Genomic DNA, 17,645 nt, shown 5'->3' with positions numbered 1-17,645 from the left:
GAGGCGTAATATCTGACTGTTCCACGCAACTTATTAATTAAACAATCATTAGGACTCAACATGAAAAAACATAACACCCAAAAGACCCAAAAGGGAGTCAAGAACACAGGTTCCCTAGAAACCGGCAGAGGCACTATTCGTAGCAACCATTTAGCGGCCCTAGTCACCTCACGGGTTTTCAAAACACAAGTTGTTAAAGCAAAAAAAGGTAAAGGCGCCTACCTTCGCAGCAACAAACACAAAGGACAGGAGTCCTATTTAATAGCGGCTTAAGGATCTATTAGGTCCACAAGAGTCGTTATTCAAATAGGGCTTTAAATAACCATCACTTAACAGTAGCTATCATCGCAGCCAGCTTTGCTTTTTCTTCATGATCAATGTGATAGAAACACAACCAATAGATTATCCCTCACCTCCCTTGTTTGCACCACAATAAAGCAGACAAACCTTCATAAACACTTATAATGCACGATATTGGTCATTACGCACCAATACAAAACATATGGTGCACCATATTAGTGCTAAATATAATTTAAAATACCCTCCTCCCTATTAGGAAATTTAATTTTTCATTTATAAAACAATAAGTTATTTGATAACAAACAGAGAACCCCTAATTGGTCTAGTACTTGCTTAATAAATAGCATATTGAGCATCAATATGGTCGTTGTTTATGAATATGTTGGATGCTGCGTTTAACGAATTGAATAATTTTTCTGGGGTAACATAATGAGTGGTAACACATCAAGATTAACATCAATCAGTGCAATCACTAGCGGTAAACCTATCGATGTGGAGATGCCAAAACCATTAAGTAAAATTTGGGCTAGCGATGTATTTAATCTAGCCAAAATGGAAGAAGCACTATCCAAAAACGCTTTTAAAGCGATAAAGAAAACCGTGCAAACAGGATCACCTTTAGATCCCGCTACGGCTGATGTTGTTGCTGCTGCCATGAAAGATTGGGCTATGTCCAAAGGTGCCAAATTCTTCTCCCATATTTTTTACCCCATGACCAATGCTACTGCTGAGAAGCATGACGGTTTTATTATTACCAATGCTGATGGCGCTGCTATCACCGAATTTACAGGCAGCTTACTTATCAAAGGCGAACCTGATGGTTCCTCTTTCCCGAACGGTAGCTTACGTATAACCAATGCCGCACGTGGTTATACTGCTTGGGATCCAACCAGCCCTGCTTACATTATGAATACGCCAAACGGCGCGACATTAATGATACCTAGTGTCTTTATGTCATGGACTGGCGAAGCATTAGATAAGAAGATTCCACTGTTACGCTCAAATGCGGCGATGGATAAAGCAGCTAAAAAAGTACTTTCACTTATGGGTGAAAAAGAGGTTGCAACACTAAACTCTAGCTGTGGCGCTGAACAAGAGTACTTTTTAGTAGATGAAAACTTTGCTAATAGCCGTCCAGATTTGCTACTTGCCGGTCGTACGTTATTTGGCGCTTCACCAGCAAAAGGTCAACAGTTTGACGATCATTATTTCGGTGCAATTCCTGAGCGCGTACAAGTCTTTATGCAGGACTTTGAAGACCAGCTGTTTAAGCTAGGCATCCCTGCAAAAACACATCATAACGAAGTAGCGCCGGGCCAATTTGAGATCGCACCATATTTTGAAGCAGCTAACGTAGCTGCTGATCATCAGCAGTTGTTGATGACTATCATCAAAAATACCGCTAAAAAACACGGTTTCCTTGCTTTACTACATGAGAAACCTTTCGCAGGCATTAACGGTTCTGGTAAACACGTAAACTGGTCTGTAGGTAACTCAACCCAAGGTAACTTGCTTGATCCGGGCCACACACCTGAAGAAAACTTAAACTTCCTTATCTTCTGTGGTGCGGTTATCCGTGGGGTACATTTATATGGCCCACTATTACGCGCAGTCATAGCGACGGCATCCAATGACCACCGCTTAGGTGCCAATGAAGCACCACCGGCAATCCTATCGGTTTATTTGGGCGACCAATTAGAAAAAGTATTTAAAGAGATTCAAGCAGGCGACTTACAACCAACAGTTTGCGGTGGCGAGATGGATCTAGGCTTATCTCAGATTCTGGCCTTTACTCGTGATCCTGGCGACCGAAACCGTACTTCTCCGTTTGCCTTCACAGGCAACCGCTTTGAATTTAGAGCCGTCGGTTCATCACAGTCTGTATCTGGGCCGTTGGTAGCAATGAATACTATGCTTGCCGATTCCCTCGATTGGATTGCAGGCAAACTTGAAACAGCGTTAGAATCAGGCTTAGATCAAGCTTCTGCAGTACTTTCTGTACTAAAAGATCTTATGGATGAGCATGGTAATGTTATATTCGGCGGCGACGGCTATTCAGAAGAGTGGCACAAAATCGCTGTAGAAGAACGCGGTCTGAAAAACATCCCAACAACAGCAGATGCCCTACCTGTTTTCCAAGAAGAAGAAATTATCTCCTTGTTTAAAAACACAGGGGTATTATCACCTGTTGAGCTAGCAAGCCGCTATGAAGTGTATTCTGAGCAGTACATTTTATCGATTGAAGTAGAAGCTAAGTTAGTGATCGATATGGCAACAACTTCTATCTATCCTGCTGCTGCGACTTACCTATCAGAGCTAGCATCAACGATTGCCACAGCATCAAATGTGGGTGTGACACTTGATAATAGCATTGCGCAAAAAGTAGCAAGTACTGCTGACGCAATGATGGCTGATGTAGATGCTCTGTCTATTGCCATTACCAAGCATGATTTCCCTACCGTAGAAGATCATATGAAATTCTGCGCGAATGAAATTCGTACTCTAATGGACAGCATTAGGACTCATGCAGATCTACTTGAAACTATTGTTGCAGATAGTGCTTGGCCTTTGCCTAAATATGCAGAAATGCTATTTATTAAATAAGATTATTTAATAAATATAAAAGGCCGCATAATGCGGCCTTTTTCATATTTCCTCAACATTTACAAACAGGAGGGGTTAGCTGACAAGGAAATCTATTTACTGATTTTTATTAGCTATACCAAACGGAATATGAACCATTGGAATATCACCCGCCTCCGATTCCAGATGGCTACGCTGATCATCAAAGAACATATGCGGTTTCAGTTTTGAAAGAATTCGATCTTTTGACATCCCACCAAGAAAAAAGACCTCATTTGCACTAACCCCCCAATCTTCCAGCGTTGTGATGACCCTTTCATGGGCAGGAGCGCTGCGAGCAGTAACAATCGCAGTCGTTAATATACGTTGGTAATCCCGGTCACGCTCAACCTCTTTATCTTCAAGTTCTTGTAAAAAGGATAGCTTTCTAAATAGATCGGCTAAAGGACCCGGCTTATGCGGTATCTCAGATTTCTCAACCTCATAATCATAAAAACCGGGAAGATCAGCGCCTTTGAAGACAGCCTCAGATTCATCATCAGCAATAACGCCATCAAAGTCGAAAGCAATTCTAAGTATCTCGCTATCATCGTCGTTTATACTTTTACTCGGCAATACAACCCCGCCGGGATACCCCGAATTTATAGCATTCTGAATATCTTCTTCATTCGCGGATAAAAATAGAGATGCATTAAAAGCTGGAATATATTCATAGGGAGACTTCCCCTCCATAAACGCAGCACGAGATATATCAAGCCCATAATGCTGTATCGAACGGAAAACACGCTTCCCCGTCGCGGCCGAGTTTCTTGAAAGCAAAACAACTTCCACCGGCTCTTTACCTGGGAAGCGCTTATTAATCTGTAAAAAGCGTTTAATAAAAGGAAAGGCGACTCCTTTATCGAGTACTTTATTTAAGTTTTTCTTCTGAAAGTCTTTATAGGCCTGCGGCCCCTCCTCGACAAAGACAGAATTCGATTCAGAAAGGTCAAATAACGCACTGGAAGATACGGCAACAACCAGTTTTTTATCTATAGGGTATGACATACGCTTCCTTTCAAAATAGTTCTAAGCAGGTTGATTCTATGTTTATAAAACTTCACTCTCCCTCCTCGACTAAGTTAAAATCAGCGCCCCAGATATCACAAATCTCTTGTAACTCGTCATTTTCAGTTTTATCTAAAGGTCCGGCTAAACGAAGCTGGTAAGTATCATTCCGCCTAAAAACAGATTGATAAGTGCTCATGCCATGTAAACGTGAAATAAACACCTCTTCATCCACAGCACACTTGAAGATTGGGTCGACTATTTGTATAAGCATGCTTCTCTCTCAACCTTCTTTCTTTATATTTATCGGATTATAAAGTTCGTTAACCGATTGATTTTCGATCACCCTTTTTTTGACCCCAGAAAAATTGTTAAATAGGTGCTCATGAGCCGACTTGGAAAAAGTATCTTTCCTATCTGAGTATTGTGAGATCCAATTAATTAACATATTTAAATTCTTATCTTGCGCTGCCTTAGAACTATACTTATGAGGCTCCCAAGGACGATTACGCGCGTTCTCTATGCAGAGAGCTATAGGTAGATCCATAAAGATAATTTCGTTCGAAAATGGCAACGCAACTTCCAGTAAATCAGCATAGCAACCTTCTATTACCCAGCCATTATAGGCATTCATAAAGCCACTTATTTCTAATGATGATTCACTTAGCGGCCTCCTTTCCGGTGGCATTTCCTCTTTCCAGGCCAATGTATCAAGATCTAAATGAGAAAGGCCTTCAGATCGACTGATTGCTTTCGCAAGGGTCGATTTTCCTGATCCAGAATTGCCGAATATTAAAACTTTTCTCATAGCCTTCTTAACCTAGTTAGATCGTTATATAGGTTTATATCTTATAACCACCAGCACTATCGGTCACAATCTTAAACCACGCCTTTTCTCGCGGATAACAATCAGCCTCTCTAGCTGAAAAATCTATACTGTTACGCGGTACTTCAAAGTAGTCAATCACCTGCTGCCTTTTGACGACTAGAAATAAGGTGATGCTATCCAATTCATAAATATTACTCTTTGACTCTATATCAAACTCAAAGCCGATAAGCCTTTCCGCTTCTTGATTGCTAGAATAAGGTGTTAATAAGCAGACCTTGTCCCAGTCACCTTCTATTTTAGTAGACAGATCAATAGTTGAACCACTAAACGTAAACACCCGTTTAGGAGCCTTCCCTATTTCCGAACAAGAGAGCGATAAAAAAAGCAGGGGGAGGAAAACATAAAATTTCATCAGGCTTAAACCTCAAACGTTAGAGCCTATTTACAAACAATTTGATTAGATAAAACAAGCTATATGGCACAAAAAATAAAGGCTAAGCCGTAACGGAAAGAACCATCAGACTTGGCCTTATCTCTAGCAATGTGAACGTATATATCAGCCTAAATACGACGTTTTCATCATCACACTTTTAGCAAAGTGATTAAGTTATTTTATTAACCGAATCGCGAAAGGCACACGAAACTGATTCCCTTTTGACGTTGAAACCGCTCCCATAATACAAAAAACCAAATGGCAAATACCGATAATAGGGAAAAGAACGACACCAATAGCGATAAAGCTCAACAAAAAAGCTGTTACATAGGCAATCATTACGGTTATCGACCAATTTAATGATTCTTTCGATTGATCCTGAACATAAGCATCATCCGTTTTGATCACATAAAGAATCAATCCTGGAATAAAGCCTAAAAAGAACGTCCCAATCCATGATAGTAACGCCATATTTTTCGAATCTTGTGTGATTTCCTTAAAGTCTGGCATAAGGTCATTACTCATTCCACTTCCCTCTTAAATTTCAAATTATACTAAGTTCCACTTACTAGGCATCATATCAGACACGTTGCTATTTGATTTATCTATTCTTTTAATTTCCCCTCGTAACAATACAAACATCCATTTAAGTTACTATAATAGTGAAACAAAAAACGTTACATATAAAACAAATCTGAACCCATATAAGATCAGCATACTTAAGCTACAACACCTTTAAACTAGCGCCTGATTCATATTCCATAATAGAGTCATAAAGTCTGGTTACAGCTAAAACATCATGAACGGGCTGGTATAGTTTTTTCCGTTGTATAGGTAATTATCTGCAACGACTTCCAACCAATAACAACCCATTTAAGATTAAGCACAGATTAAATGTAAATTTTGACAATAAATAAAATCATCCCCTTGTGTAGCTATTAACTTTATAGACATGAAAATCCTTTTTACTTGAGCACGATTATGATTAATCAGCTACAGGAAAAATATCAACTCTGCTTATTAATGCTGCTTAGCTCTGTAGCAATGTGGGCGCTTTTCCATTTGTAGTCCTCCGCTATATGGCGGGGAATGTCACCGCTGCCATTATAGATATGATGATCATGCTTAGACTTATAGCCTTAGTTCCTTATGCCGCTTACTCCAAAAAACCCGTCTAGTCAGTGCAATAATCGCAGCCTTCATTAACATTTGGAGTTGCCTCTTGCCAGCTAAAGACAACTATAGATACATGGCTCCAACGCGCCAATGAAGCCCTTTATCAAGCTAAAGCACAAGGACGTGATGGTGTAGTGTTCAGTAATATAGAACTAATCTCGCCCTATAACATATAAGAGCCTTTAGACTTCGCAAGCAAGGAAGGCTCGCCACAGAAGAAGCCCGACCGTGGCGGCTTAACACTAACCGTTTTTAAAAACTATCCTTACTTTTCTATTTTAGTTTTCATTAGCTACCGATTCAGCGCCTCTTTCAGGTCCACGCACCTTAAATAAAATGTAAACAATAAAGCCCGTCATTATGCCTGGCGCAACACTATAAATTGCTCCACCCCAGCCCATTTGTTGCCATAAAAGAAAGATCCCAACACCAGCAATAACCATGCTAATGGATACCGACTGCGGAATACGTTTGCCTAAAGCCTGTAAAATGACCAACGGCGCAAAAGCTGAACCAAGTAAACCCCATGCATCAAGCACTAAAGAAAATACCGACTCAGCGCCCGTTAACGCAATAATAACGGCAACAGTGATGACACTTGCTGTGGTGAGTTTTGCGGCCCAGAGTGAATGCATCTTCCCCGGTAACCGAACAAAATCACGGGTGACCGCAGCAGAGCATGAAAGAACCAACGAATCCGCTGTGGACAGCGTCGCGGCAAACAGTGCGGCAAGAACCATACCGGCAAAGATATCAGGCAAGACCAATTGCGCCATGGTCGGTAATGCCAGCTCTGAATCAAAGCTTGTACTCTCTGGAAAGGCTATACGGCTTAACAAGCCCACCATAATAGTTGCCCCGTAAAACAACGTAAACCAACTATAATAGTAAAAGCGCATGCGCTTAATTTCCGACTCGTCTTTTAAGCTGATAAAACGAACGACAACATGAGGCTGACCAATCACAGCAAATCCACCAAACACCCAACCAACAATAAAGAGTATGATGCCAATCCAGTCTTTATCAGGGAACCAGCCAAGAAAATTCACATCAACACGGTCGATCTTATCCAATGCCAACGTCCATCCACCCGCTAATTCAATACCCCCAGCAATCAACATTGCCATGCCAATCAGCATCACAAATGATTGAGCAGCATCAGTCCAAATAGAGGCCCGTAATCCGCCTGCTGCACTGTACAAAAGGACGATAACGGCACTAATTATGATACCCCAGGTCGGATCCCACTCCAGCAGTACTGATGTTGCCTTACTTCCCGCTTTAAACTGAGCTGCCGCATAAAGCGTAAGAAAAAAGAGTGTCAGCAAACCCACTAAGCGACGTAATCCATGATTTTCACCGCCATGCCAATGCGCTAACAACTCCCCATAAGAGTGTATTTTGTTTTTGTGCGAAGCAGCATGCAGAGGCTTCAACGTGATTAGTGAGGCCATCAAGTCACCAGCGATCCAGCCCAGCATCAACCAAATAGAAGATAGCCCTGTCGTATAGGTCAACCCAATCATGCCGATAAACATAAAACCACTGTTGTTTGTCGCCACCGCAGAAAGCCCAGCAAGCCAAGCGGGTATAGATTTACCTGCGACCAGATAATCTTCAGTTGTTTTTTTACTCTTAAGCATGGAGGATAACCCAATGATTAAAAATAAAAATAATGAACACAAGAAGCTTATTTCGATCATGAATTCCCCCCTTTATCTGTTACCTTTTTATATTTTCTGTTCTCAGGCGGGTTATGAAATATTAAATTTTCAGCTCGGCACTTTAAAGGATTCTTCATCTTTCGATCCTCCATTGATTTTTTTCATATAACAACGGTACAACATCATAGAATAAATACCCAATTTCTAAGCAATATGTTTCAACTTTGGGGAAATTAAGGGGCGTATAATAGGTCTATTAAACAAATAACATCGCTTATTTGCACAAAAAAACTGTTATATCGTTTTTTAATGGCCAACAGCGGCATATTAAATAATGCTTTGTGAATGTAGCTGGGTATTTCAACCCTAAAGGTTCTTGGCTACGCAGTTTCATCGGAGCCATCATAAACCGTTTACTAAAGAATGATTTATGTGGAGACGGGTCATCTGAAAACATAAAATTTTGAAATAGGACAGACACCCTAAAAGTCTGATCGATTAATTAAAAAGGTCTTAAAAGTGCCTGTCCTAATCTCACCTTTTGTATTGGCTTATTAGCCCTACGAAAAGATAGATTTAAAGGCCTTGCTCTTGGAATTGACTTAGCGCTTGCATCGCCTCAATCCCATAAACAACTGAGGGTCCACCGCCCATAAGAATAGCAACGGATACTGTTTCGGCGACCTCTTCTTTACTGGCACCCGCCTTTAAAGCATCATGTACGTGGAAAGATATGCACCCATCACATCTAACAGTGACAGCAATACCTAAAGCAATCAGCTCTTTCGTTTTTGTCTCTAATGCACCGGGTTTTAGGCTGGACTCATGTAATGCAGAAAACCCCTGCATTGCGCCAGGAATCTCCAGACCAAGCTTTTCCATCCAGCTACTAAGTTCTTTAAAGTGTTCAGGAAAATTCTTCATGGCTCATCTCCGTATGTATAGAAATCAATCTAGAAAATAGATCAGAATTCATTATAGCGGGCTGGATGAGATGCTGGAGGAACGATTACAATTCTATTGCGTTCTGTCAATTTTTTGCGCAGGCCTATTTTTGTCCTATATATCGCCAAGAGTTTACACTCGAGTTCCATGCTTTCTTTTAAATTGTTAACAGAGGTTTGGGGTAGCCGTTTCGGCTAGTAAGCATCGATTTCTGCCACCACGTTTAGCCTTATATAAGGCTTGGTCAGCCGCGTTAATCAACTCTTCAGCACTTTGCCCCTTTGCATAAAGCGCAACACCGATGCTAATAGTCACATGTATACCATCACTACCCGGTATTATGATTTGACGTTCAACCCGCTCGCGTAGTTTTTCAGCCATTTGTAACCCAGTTACTGCATCAACACCCGGTAACAAAAGACAAAACTCCTCTCCCCCATAGCGACCAACCACATCATAGTTGCGACTGTTTTCTACCATCAAGTGACCTAGGTCTGACAACACTTGATCACCGACCTGATGGCCCCAAGTATCATTTACCCTTTTAAAGTAATCTACATCCACCATCAATAATGTCATGGGCTGTTTCGAGCGCTGATTACGATTAAGCTCTTGCTGGAACCGCATCATAAAGTAGTGACGACTAGAAACACCGGTAAGCATATCTTGGTGTGCAATTTCCTCTAATTGCCTATTCAAGACCTGTATTTCCTGCGTCCGCTCATCCACGGTCTGCTTAAGTTGACCTAACACCAATCGAATACCCAAAAAAAGAGCCAGTTCAATTATGAGAAAACCGATAATCCCATAGATAATGTTAATCCCAGTATTATGATTGAGCTCTTGTACAACATCAGTGGCCGATTTCCAGATCAGAATACGGCCCACCGGAGTCTCGCTGCCGTCTCGCTCCCCAACATAATCTGACAGTGCAAATTCAGTCAAAGCAACAGGACCATTTGCCATATTAACTAAAATCGTACGCACGCTCTTAGGCGGCTTAGACCACTTAGTAGTCGATCGCTCAGCTAACAAAGCACTCAGTTCAGATGATGACGTCGCTTCAATAAAGCAGCCACAAGGTGTCCTGCTTTCAGGTTCATCTGGACGAGACCAAGTAGCATTTTCAACATTGGCCTCGTTAAGCAACACCGCAATATTTCCTCCAATAGAAGAACCCAACGAATCAATTAAGGTTTTAAAAGAGGTTCCTACTTCCAACGCGCCAATTTGATGTTTGGGATGATTATCAGAAAAAACCGGCACGATGCCACGAAGGCCTGAATATACACGCCCTAGTTCAAAGCCCTGTCGAGGAACACCATCACGATTAACATCGACTACCATGTGCCGAAGATTATCCATATTATCGCCAAATTTCTCAGGCTTATGAACACGAAGGAAACTGGTCGAGCCTGGACCAAGATGAAAATGCAACTGACGAACCTGATACTTTTCCGTCATGGTAGCCCATCCTGACGACACACTATCGTAGAGTATGTCTCGCAAGTGAGCTGATTCAGCGCCTCCCGCACCTCCTCCCTCTTCCTGAACCGCTTGTACACCTTGGGCAAATAAGTGCTGCACCTCCGTTGAGCTGGCAATAAAGGTCGCGAGTTGAGACATGTTATTGAGCGTCATGGTTAATGCGACTTCAAATGATCTTTTAAGCTGTTGACCATCCTGCTTCAAGCTCTGCTGCAAGGTGCGCTTATCACTAATATAGTTAATAGTGACGAACAACGTATCTGCTACAAAAAGCATTATAGATAGTAGTATGAATAACCGCTTATGCGTTTTATTGATCATCATGCGCTTATATGAAACGCTATAGTACAGGACGGTACTGATGTTTGGCTTTTTTGTTTTTTCATACAACTTAATCCTAAACCTTCAACATTTACTGTTTGCATCAACAGTTAACTACAAGTTGTGCGGGAAGATATCACAGAGATAGAGGCTTTGAAATTCTTTGCTGTTTTTATAGGGCAGTGACCGGTCAAGCAATGAAAGGTGTGTCATAAAGACGGGTATTTTTCCCTCTTTTCCAACCGCGCCGTCCTAGAGTATTTTCTAGGTTATGACTCCCTGTAGGAAGCCAACCTTTGGCCGAAATAGTTAAGACCAAAGACCCTGATAATAAAAAACGATAAAGAGCAGCCACGTTAGGTTATTGTAAATAATTAAGAGCAGACCTAGTTTATGCATTGATATAAAATGCTTATCGATTTCTATCCCTATCTACTCATCCCCCCAAATAGCTTATTTACTTATTCCAAAATAGTATTTAAATAATATTTAATATTCTTTTGCATTATATATAATCCATACTCAAATTTTAATTCTCTGGAGTGCTCTAATGTCCCGTTTCGTGGCTCTGATGACCTTGTTATTGTGTGGCTGGAGCAGTTTAGTGACTGCGGCTGATAAAAATCTTGAAATTGGCTATATGCCGATTATTCCAATTTCCCAAGCTTTTATTGTGTTAGAAAATGACACTTTACAAAAGGCTGGCGTTAACGATCCCAAGCTATTTAAATTTCAAAATGGACCCGCCATTGTACAAGCCCTGTTAGCCGGTCAATTAGATGTTGCTTATCTAGGTATTGGGCCTGCCATGGTTGCGCGCGCCAAAGGGGCAGACATTAAAGTGGTTGCCTCTAACATTGTTGAACAAATCAGCATGATCGCATTGGGCGAACTGTCTCCTTACTTTGATAATGGTGATGCAAAAACAGCCTTTGCTCGCTTTAAAGCAGATAAAGGCCGTAAAGCCGTTATCTCCACCTTCCCTAGGGGTTCAGTACCCGAAACCGTCTTACAGTATTGGTTGCAGAACCAGTTGGGTATGAGCCGTGATGAGATTAAGCAAAATATCGACATCATTTACCAAGGCGCAGCACAGGTACAACAAGCACTGATGACCGAAGCGGTTGATGGCGCAGCTATTTTAGAGCCGGTTGTTAGTATTATTCGTGATAAAAAATCCGCTGCTAAAGTCGTCGCTTCTGGCTCGGGCATGTTCCCTCATCAGCCAGGCGCTGTATTAGCCGTGCGTGAATCATTGATCAATGAGCACCCTGAATTGGTGAAAGCATTAGTGAAAGCACACATCGCCGCCACCGATGAACTGCGTAACGCCCCAGAACAAGCAGCTAAAGCGGTTGGTAAATACGTCGGTGGTGGTCGTTTACCGAAACAAATTATCCTAAATGCATTAAAGAACTCACACGATCAGTTCCAAGCAGATCCGAACGCCATCATCGATGGCACCCGTACCATGCATGATTTTCAAGCCAGCCAAGGCACACTTAAAGCAAGCGTGGACCTAAACGCACTATTTGATGTTCGTTTTTATAACGAACTCATTAGGGAGTAATTCCACATCATGGAATCACACACTCACCCTTTAACACGCTCTCGATGGGGGCGTGTTTTACTGGGAATCTTAGGTCTAGCCGCATTTGTGCTGTTGTGGAAATACGCACAAGCGGCAGGCTGGGCGGCCGCTGGCACCATTCCGGACCCATTTAAACTGCCACAAGCACTGGCAGATGAGTGGACGTCCGAGCGCTTAATGCCAGCCGTCCTCTCAAGTTTAGTTCATTACGCATGGGGCTTGGCGATTGGTACGTTTCTTGGTTTCTTAGTGGGTACATTGGCGGCGTCTTCATCGCTGCTAGACGCATTACATGCTTTGCTCGCGCGGATTCTACGTCCAATTCCGCCATTGGCCTGGGTAGTCTTTGCCATCGCTTGGTTTAAAGTAAGCCATGCGGGAGCCGCCTTTGTTATTGCCATAGGCGTATTCTGGGTAAACTACTTTGCAACCTATTCAGCGGTACGCAATGTGGATTCTCGTTTTTATGAACTGGCCCGTGCTTTTGGGCAACATGGTCATTTACGTCAAACCTTTCAAGTAACCTTACCGGGTGCTGCCACGGGTATTTTTTCGGGTATTCGCACCGGTATCGGACAAGCTTGGATGACCTTGATCGCCGCCGAATTGTTAGGCGTCCCCGGCATGGGGCAAGAGATGAATTCAGCCGCAGGCGTAGGCGCTTATGAAGTGGTTGTGGTTTACATGCTGATTATTTCTCTGGTTTACACCTTGAGCGATACCCTGTTTGGTTTCATTGAAAAGCGAGTGTTAACATGGCGCCCATCCTAAAGATTGAAGATCTGAGTTATCACTACGGTAACAATCCTGACCCCGTGTTTTCTCATTTGAATCTTCAAATAGAAGACGGCGAGTTTATAGCGGTCGTTGGTGGTTCAGGCGTTGGTAAATCAACCCTGTTACGTTGTGTCGCTGGCCTTACCTCAGCGAGTCATGGCACTATTTCGCTCAACGTGGAAGAAGACGAAACCCGACGCTCTCGCAGCGTGGTGTTTCAAGATGGTCGCCTTATGCCTTGGCGTCGATTGCGCAGCAATATAGCTTACGGGCTGACGGGCCTAAAACTGACCGCCGAAGAGAAACGTAACCGAGTAGACGAAGTATTAAAACTGACTCGCCTTGATGAGCTAGCCGAGCGTTGGCCACACCAGCTATCGGGTGGCCAAGTACAAAGGGGCGGCATAGCCCGAGCATTAGCAGTAAAGCCTCATTTGTTGTTGATGGATGAGCCTTTTAGCGCGGTGGATGCGATCACTCGTCAACATTTACAAGATCAGTTACTGGCTATCTGGGAAAAGACGCGTAAAGCCGTGATGTTTATCACCCACGATATTGAAGAAGCAATATATTTAGCGGACCGAGTGATTGTCTTGTCGGGCTCACCTGCGAACGTGGTGTTAGATAAACCCATTGACCTGCCCCGTCCAAGAGATCGTGGCACAGATAGCTTGCAAAAAATGGCTCAAGAGATCGCAAACGCACTTTAATTTTTTAGAATAATTGTTAGAAGGATACCCTCATGGCTGTTACACAATTATTGATTCACGCACCAACAGTAGATGCATTAAAGCGAGCGCAAAATAACGCTCGTAATTTACTCAAATTAGAAGCGGATGCCCAAGTGGAAATCGTCGTCAATGGTCCCGCAATGGCAATGGCGGTCACCTTGACAGATGAGGATATTTTAAGTCGACTGGTGATGTGTCGTAATAGTTTACAAGCACAATCGCTGACCGCTCAGGCAGACGTTAAGCTGGTGGACGCCGCTGTGCAGTACCTTGCTCATCAACAAGCCGCTGGTTGGTCTTATCTTCGCGCTTAAGGTTGCCTTCACAAGCCATTATCGTATGTGCTCAAAACCTATTATAAAAGCTGAAGTGAAACCCCGAAGATTGGCGTTTCGGTAAAAAACTCTACAGCCCTGCGCACCGGTGATATGCAATGTACCTGGAGGGGTCTGAGCATGGCCGATACCGTTAGTGCGAAACGCTCCCTGCAAGGCGTTCTCGCAAAACTCATGCATAGGTGACATGGGATTCGGGTTCATTCTCGACACTTTCGAAACACTCTGGGCTGAGGATGTCGCACGTAATGTGTCGATCTCATGCATGCAATAATCGATTATCTTAGAACACCAGAACGCTTCATAGGCTTCCAATCGAGCCGGATCGGTTGGCACAACATAGGTAACATAAATTGTATTACGTCCGGTCGAAAGAGTACGCTTCCAACTTACAGAGCGGATGAAATCTGCATTGGGTTGCCGGTCTTCAGTTTGAAAGAGCAACGATTGTATGGATTCGGGCCGATTCTGTTTTTTTCTTCTTACTATCGTCACTATCAGCGGCTTTTTCGTAACCACCGCTTGCCAAAGTTAACTGAACCTCGTCCTTCGGCATCGTTAGGTTCACGCCTTCAATATTGCTTCCGCATAGATCGGCATAATCTTCTGCGACCGCTGATCCGCTGCTGAGAGCTAGCAGACCAAGTACACATGATACTGTTTTTAATTTCATTATCGATGCATCCAATGCGGTTTGTAGGAATATTAGCTGACTCCTTTAATTCCAGCAATTAACTGCACGCTGCAAGACCTGACCCTTAAGGTTTAATTCATTTGATCATCGGCAAGGCAAGCTGGCGAGCAGCCTGATTGCCAAAACTCAGATCGCCAACCTCCTACTGGAAACTCGCTGTATGATTGCCAGTAAACATAGTTAGTTAAGCCGCTAGAAAAAAGGAGTGATTGGGTGAATCAGTCGGTGGAGAGCCATTACCATTAAGAATATATTCTAATGTGGCAATTTCTGTGGTCGTTAGATTGCGTTTAAGTTTTAAATTCAACGTAAAAGTATAGTGATTCGACATAGTATTATTTCTGCCCCAACCCTGAGTACTAAGCGCATTGATATACACGATTCAACTATTTGGGTTTTTCCTCATGCACAAGCATTTCCATATATTTTGTGAAACGCCTTTGTCTAGTTTCGGGTTTCTTTGCGCTTGTTAAACCGTAAGCGATAACATAACGACTCGATTTATTAAGTGTCTCAAAAAATCTTTTTACTCTTGGCTGATTATCCAATGCTGCTAAGAAATCTGCAGGCACTTCCATTTCACTTACTACATAGGCGTTTTCCCACCGACCGTCAGTCTTTGCTGCATGCACATGTACAAGCCCAGGTTCCTTCATCCGGTCTTCGCCTATCAAACGTTCCACATGCTCTGTGTTTCTTTTAGACCAGTTGCTTCGTGCTGTTCTAGGAGTTATGCGTTGAAGATAGGCTTGATCATCAATTGACTTTTTTACACCGTCAATCCAGCCCCAGCATAAAACTTCTATCACCACATCATTCCAAGTAACACTTGGAATTCCAGTATTCTTTTTAAAAATCTTTACCCACAACTCACGTTCCCTTGCATGATTCTTCTCGAGCCACTTGCCAAGATCTTTTGGCGTTGCAAATGCAATGATTTTTAATGGATCAGGTTCTGGCATCTAAATTAGATTCTCTTTAGTGATTGGTTGGCGTTCCCTACAAAAAGCTATCACGTTGCTTGGCCTTGTTTAATGTTTATAGCGCCATATGCAATAGCGGATAAGGCTTGCCCTGACCATCAATTGGTGAACGGCCCGTAACAGAAAAACCAATATGCTGGTAAAAACCTAACGCTTGCTCATTCTGTTCATTAACATCAACTTTGCTAGCCCCTTGAGACTTGATCGCATAAGTAGCTAACAGAGCTCCTAAACCTTTGCCACGCGCATCAGGTGAAATGAACAGCATCTCAATGTTACTTCCATGCACACCACAGAACCCCAATATTTCACCCTTACTATTTTTTGCACACCTTAAATCAACGGTGTCAAAATACTGCTCTAAGATCAGTGGCTTTAATTCCTGAAGATCTTCTTCCGCCAAAAAATCATGGGTTGCTCTCACCGATCCTTCCCAAATTTTTAGCAGCCTAAGATGATCTGCTTTTTCTACAACTTCAATATTCATCACTAAACCTGATTGAAAATTTAACCTTTGGCTTTCCGATGTGCCGGAGCATAGATGCGTCCACCAACAGTATGTGATAGTAGCTCAATCAGGCAGCCCCTCGAACTTTGGTACTTCCCCTAACTCCTCATCCCAAGCAGCTCTGCTGGACAAAAAGATGTGCGCTGTTGGCGCTATAGATATTTCAGTGTCCAAGCACCCTGCGGGAACGACGAGCAAACCTTCGATCTGAGTATTTGGCAGTGCTGAACCACAGACCTTACAAAAGCTTTTGTTATGACGACTGCTAGGAAGCGTAAAGGACGTCACAGCATCTGCTCCCGACCGCCAGACCAATTTAGCGGACTGTGAGAATAGATTTGCAGCGTGAGCTGAACCCGTATCTTTTTGGCAATGCTGACAATGACACAGGTAAAAACTATCAAAATCACCCTTTATCTCAAAACTCACAGTGCCACATAGACAAGAACCCACATAATCAGTCATCAGAACCTCCTCCTTGGTCTTTGGATAAAACACACCTAACGCCATGATAATCTGTGCCACATATGGAGTGGCTTTTTGGGTAAGGTCGCGTAGCCACCCCAAAAAGGCGCGGAGTATGGTGCATCAAGTTGATAACCTTATTAGCCTTTTCTCTTGCCGAACCAAAATTGGATGACAACCCAGCTGCAAAAAACAAGCGCCGCAAAATGGATGGGGGCCCAATAAGGTACCCATGGCTCCAGAGGAAAAGATTCGAAATCCGTTCCCGTGGCAATGCTACAAGGATGCTCCCCTTTTAAATTAATGCCGATGATATATCGGACTACATGATAACTGGACAACGGTAGCGCCAATAACACAGGCAATGTGAACCAGCGTATAAAAGCTCTTCGCGCTCGCCCAATGAGAGCAACGCTAGAAAGACCTACAATTGCTGGCACGAACACGAATAATGATACAAGCCAAACATCGAGACTGCCCTGAGTACACGTAGTCACTTCTACCAATGTAGTCAGGAAAACCACGAAACTCAGTAGTAAAAGCGAGATGATCGATACCGTTGTTGTCATATTCATACCAACGCCTCAATAAGCAGCGATCGCGCTCTTTGCGAACGTCCGTCTTCATTGATTTGTTATTAGCCAATGCGCTTATCTTAACTCACTAAAAACTTCAGGATGTTGTTCAGCTATCCTTAGTTGAATTAGCTCAGACTAGATCTGACACATCATCTTGAAAAAGAGAGAGTTACCCGTTTTGATAAAGGTGTCGAATC

General features: G+C 42.8%; 19 protein-coding genes and 1 pseudogene. 7 read left to right on the top strand and 13 right to left on the bottom strand.

Features of this window, described 5'->3' with window-relative positions; all coding sequences use genetic code 11:
- The first annotated feature begins 60 nt into the window (after positions 1-60).
- Positions 61-273, top strand: a complete 213-nt coding sequence (arfA, locus tag A3774_RS11305; protein WP_067867284.1) for an alternative ribosome rescue factor ArfA — start codon at positions 61-63, stop codon at positions 271-273.
- Between the two features lie 456 nt (positions 274-729).
- A complete protein-coding gene (locus tag A3774_RS11300; protein ID WP_067867283.1) occupies positions 730-2,904 on the top strand; it encodes a glutamine synthetase III family protein in 2,175 nt (724 codons plus the stop codon).
- Positions 2,905-3,000: 96 nt separating this feature from the next.
- Here the strand turns inward: A3774_RS11300 and A3774_RS11295 are convergent, their stop codons facing one another.
- From A3774_RS11295 to A3774_RS11275, 5 genes are all read right to left on the bottom strand, one after another.
- Positions 3,001-3,930, bottom strand: a complete 930-nt coding sequence (locus A3774_RS11295; protein ID WP_067867281.1) for a 5'-nucleotidase — start codon at positions 3,928-3,930, stop codon at positions 3,001-3,003.
- 52 nt (positions 3,931-3,982) lie between these two features.
- Positions 3,983-4,204 (bottom strand): hypothetical protein, encoded by a 222-nt coding sequence (locus A3774_RS11290; RefSeq protein ID WP_067867279.1) that lies wholly within the window; start codon positions 4,202-4,204, stop codon positions 3,983-3,985.
- Positions 4,205-4,213: 9 nt separating this feature from the next.
- Complete coding sequence (locus tag A3774_RS11285) at positions 4,214-4,738, bottom strand: P-loop NTPase family protein (RefSeq protein ID WP_067867277.1); 525 nt, start codon at positions 4,736-4,738, stop codon at positions 4,214-4,216.
- A gap of 34 nt (positions 4,739-4,772) precedes the next feature.
- On the bottom strand, positions 4,773-5,171 hold the full coding sequence (locus tag A3774_RS11280; RefSeq protein ID WP_067867275.1) for a hypothetical protein: 399 nt from the start codon (positions 5,169-5,171) through the stop codon (positions 4,773-4,775).
- A gap of 195 nt (positions 5,172-5,366) precedes the next feature.
- The gene (locus tag A3774_RS11275; protein ID WP_075107961.1) at positions 5,367-5,717 is read right to left on the bottom strand and encodes a DUF4870 domain-containing protein; all 351 of its coding nucleotides are present in this window, start codon (positions 5,715-5,717) and stop codon (positions 5,367-5,369) included.
- 680 nt (positions 5,718-6,397) lie between these two features.
- Here A3774_RS11275 and A3774_RS17255 point away from each other — a divergent pair.
- A pseudogene (locus A3774_RS17255) lies at positions 6,398-6,544 on the top strand (hypothetical protein); the annotation flags it as partial.
- A gap of 102 nt (positions 6,545-6,646) precedes the next feature.
- Here A3774_RS17255 and A3774_RS11270 read toward each other — a convergent pair.
- The 3 genes from A3774_RS11270 to A3774_RS11260 form a co-directional block, all read right to left on the bottom strand.
- Positions 6,647-8,011 carry a sodium/proline symporter gene (locus tag A3774_RS11270; RefSeq protein WP_197468061.1) on the bottom strand — a complete coding sequence of 455 codons (1,365 nt, stop codon included), beginning with the start codon at positions 8,009-8,011 and terminating at the stop codon, positions 6,647-6,649.
- Between the two features lie 597 nt (positions 8,012-8,608).
- Positions 8,609-8,956, bottom strand: coding sequence for a carboxymuconolactone decarboxylase family protein (locus A3774_RS11265; RefSeq protein WP_067867271.1), 348 nt, complete (start codon positions 8,954-8,956; stop codon positions 8,609-8,611).
- Positions 8,957-9,142: 186 nt separating this feature from the next.
- Complete coding sequence (locus A3774_RS11260; protein WP_197468060.1) at positions 9,143-10,741, bottom strand: sensor domain-containing diguanylate cyclase; 1,599 nt, start codon at positions 10,739-10,741, stop codon at positions 9,143-9,145.
- A 595-nt stretch (positions 10,742-11,336) separates the two neighbouring features.
- Here A3774_RS11260 and A3774_RS11255 point away from each other — a divergent pair.
- The 4 genes from A3774_RS11255 to A3774_RS11240 are packed head-to-tail and all read left to right on the top strand — an operon-like array spanning position 11,337 to position 14,199.
- Positions 11,337-12,356, top strand: a complete 1,020-nt coding sequence (locus tag A3774_RS11255) for an ABC transporter substrate-binding protein (RefSeq protein ID WP_067867266.1) — start codon at positions 11,337-11,339, stop codon at positions 12,354-12,356.
- Between the two features lie 9 nt (positions 12,357-12,365).
- A complete protein-coding gene (locus tag A3774_RS11250; protein WP_082792422.1) occupies positions 12,366-13,148 on the top strand; it encodes an ABC transporter permease in 783 nt (260 codons plus the stop codon).
- Complete coding sequence (locus A3774_RS11245; protein ID WP_067867264.1) at positions 13,133-13,864, top strand: ABC transporter ATP-binding protein; 732 nt, start codon at positions 13,133-13,135, stop codon at positions 13,862-13,864. Before A3774_RS11250 ends, A3774_RS11245 begins: the two co-directional genes overlap by 16 nt.
- Positions 13,865-13,896: 32 nt before the next feature.
- A complete protein-coding gene (locus A3774_RS11240) occupies positions 13,897-14,199 on the top strand; it encodes a DsrE family protein (RefSeq protein WP_067867262.1) in 303 nt (100 codons plus the stop codon).
- A 448-nt stretch (positions 14,200-14,647) separates the two neighbouring features.
- Here A3774_RS11240 and A3774_RS11235 read toward each other — a convergent pair whose 3' ends face one another.
- From A3774_RS11235 to A3774_RS16645, 5 genes are all read right to left on the bottom strand, one after another.
- Complete coding sequence (locus tag A3774_RS11235) at positions 14,648-14,893, bottom strand: hypothetical protein (protein WP_067867260.1); 246 nt, start codon at positions 14,891-14,893, stop codon at positions 14,648-14,650.
- 407 nt (positions 14,894-15,300) lie between these two features.
- On the bottom strand, positions 15,301-15,876 hold the full coding sequence (locus A3774_RS11230) for a YdeI/OmpD-associated family protein (protein WP_067867258.1): 576 nt from the start codon (positions 15,874-15,876) through the stop codon (positions 15,301-15,303).
- A 76-nt stretch (positions 15,877-15,952) separates the two neighbouring features.
- On the bottom strand, positions 15,953-16,384 hold the full coding sequence (locus A3774_RS11225; RefSeq protein ID WP_067867256.1) for an acetyltransferase: 432 nt from the start codon (positions 16,382-16,384) through the stop codon (positions 15,953-15,955).
- An 84-nt stretch (positions 16,385-16,468) separates the two neighbouring features.
- Positions 16,469-16,870 carry a GFA family protein gene (locus A3774_RS11220; protein ID WP_067867456.1) on the bottom strand — a complete coding sequence of 134 codons (402 nt, stop codon included), beginning with the start codon at positions 16,868-16,870 and terminating at the stop codon, positions 16,469-16,471.
- A 414-nt stretch (positions 16,871-17,284) separates the two neighbouring features.
- The gene (locus A3774_RS16645; RefSeq protein WP_231867972.1) at positions 17,285-17,497 is read right to left on the bottom strand and encodes a hypothetical protein; all 213 of its coding nucleotides are present in this window, start codon (positions 17,495-17,497) and stop codon (positions 17,285-17,287) included.
- Positions 17,498-17,645: the final 148 nt, after the last annotated feature.

It is taken from the genome of Neptuniibacter marinus (assembly GCF_001597725.1).
Taxonomy (GTDB): domain Bacteria; phylum Pseudomonadota; class Gammaproteobacteria; order Pseudomonadales; family Balneatricaceae; genus Neptuniibacter; species Neptuniibacter marinus.
This window is presented reverse-complemented; position numbering and strand designations above follow the sequence as displayed.

Coding starts and splice junctions, on each gene's coding strand:
- A3774_RS11280 (WP_067867275.1), bottom strand. CDS start 5,171: ATGAAATTTTATGTTTTCCTCCCCCTGCTTTTTTTATCGCTCTCTTGT.
- A3774_RS11220 (WP_067867456.1), bottom strand. CDS start 16,870: ATGACTGATTATGTGGGTTCTTGTCTATGTGGCACTGTGAGTTTTGAG.
- A3774_RS11250 (WP_082792422.1), top strand. CDS start 12,366: ATGGAATCACACACTCACCCTTTAACACGCTCTCGATGGGGGCGTGTT.
- A3774_RS11245 (WP_067867264.1), top strand. CDS start 13,133: ATGGCGCCCATCCTAAAGATTGAAGATCTGAGTTATCACTACGGTAAC.
- A3774_RS16645 (WP_231867972.1), bottom strand. CDS start 17,497: ATGAAGACGGACGTTCGCAAAGAGCGCGATCGCTGCTTATTGAGGCGT.
- A3774_RS11260 (WP_197468060.1), bottom strand. CDS start 10,741: ATGCTTTTTGTAGCAGATACGTTGTTCGTCACTATTAACTATATTAGT.
- arfA (WP_067867284.1), top strand. CDS start 61: ATGAAAAAACATAACACCCAAAAGACCCAAAAGGGAGTCAAGAACACA.
- A3774_RS11235 (WP_067867260.1), bottom strand. CDS start 14,893: ATGAAATTAAAAACAGTATCATGTGTACTTGGTCTGCTAGCTCTCAGC.
- A3774_RS11240 (WP_067867262.1), top strand. CDS start 13,897: ATGGCTGTTACACAATTATTGATTCACGCACCAACAGTAGATGCATTA.
- A3774_RS11295 (WP_067867281.1), bottom strand. CDS start 3,930: ATGTCATACCCTATAGATAAAAAACTGGTTGTTGCCGTATCTTCCAGT.
- A3774_RS11265 (WP_067867271.1), bottom strand. CDS start 8,956: ATGAAGAATTTTCCTGAACACTTTAAAGAACTTAGTAGCTGGATGGAA.
- A3774_RS11300 (WP_067867283.1), top strand. CDS start 730: ATGAGTGGTAACACATCAAGATTAACATCAATCAGTGCAATCACTAGC.
- A3774_RS11225 (WP_067867256.1), bottom strand. CDS start 16,384: ATGAATATTGAAGTTGTAGAAAAAGCAGATCATCTTAGGCTGCTAAAA.
- A3774_RS11230 (WP_067867258.1), bottom strand. CDS start 15,876: ATGCCAGAACCTGATCCATTAAAAATCATTGCATTTGCAACGCCAAAA.
- A3774_RS11285 (WP_067867277.1), bottom strand. CDS start 4,738: ATGAGAAAAGTTTTAATATTCGGCAATTCTGGATCAGGAAAATCGACC.
- A3774_RS11270 (WP_197468061.1), bottom strand. CDS start 8,011: ATGCTTAAGAGTAAAAAAACAACTGAAGATTATCTGGTCGCAGGTAAA.
- A3774_RS11275 (WP_075107961.1), bottom strand. CDS start 5,717: ATGAGTAATGACCTTATGCCAGACTTTAAGGAAATCACACAAGATTCG.
- A3774_RS11290 (WP_067867279.1), bottom strand. CDS start 4,204: ATGCTTATACAAATAGTCGACCCAATCTTCAAGTGTGCTGTGGATGAA.
- A3774_RS11255 (WP_067867266.1), top strand. CDS start 11,337: ATGTCCCGTTTCGTGGCTCTGATGACCTTGTTATTGTGTGGCTGGAGC.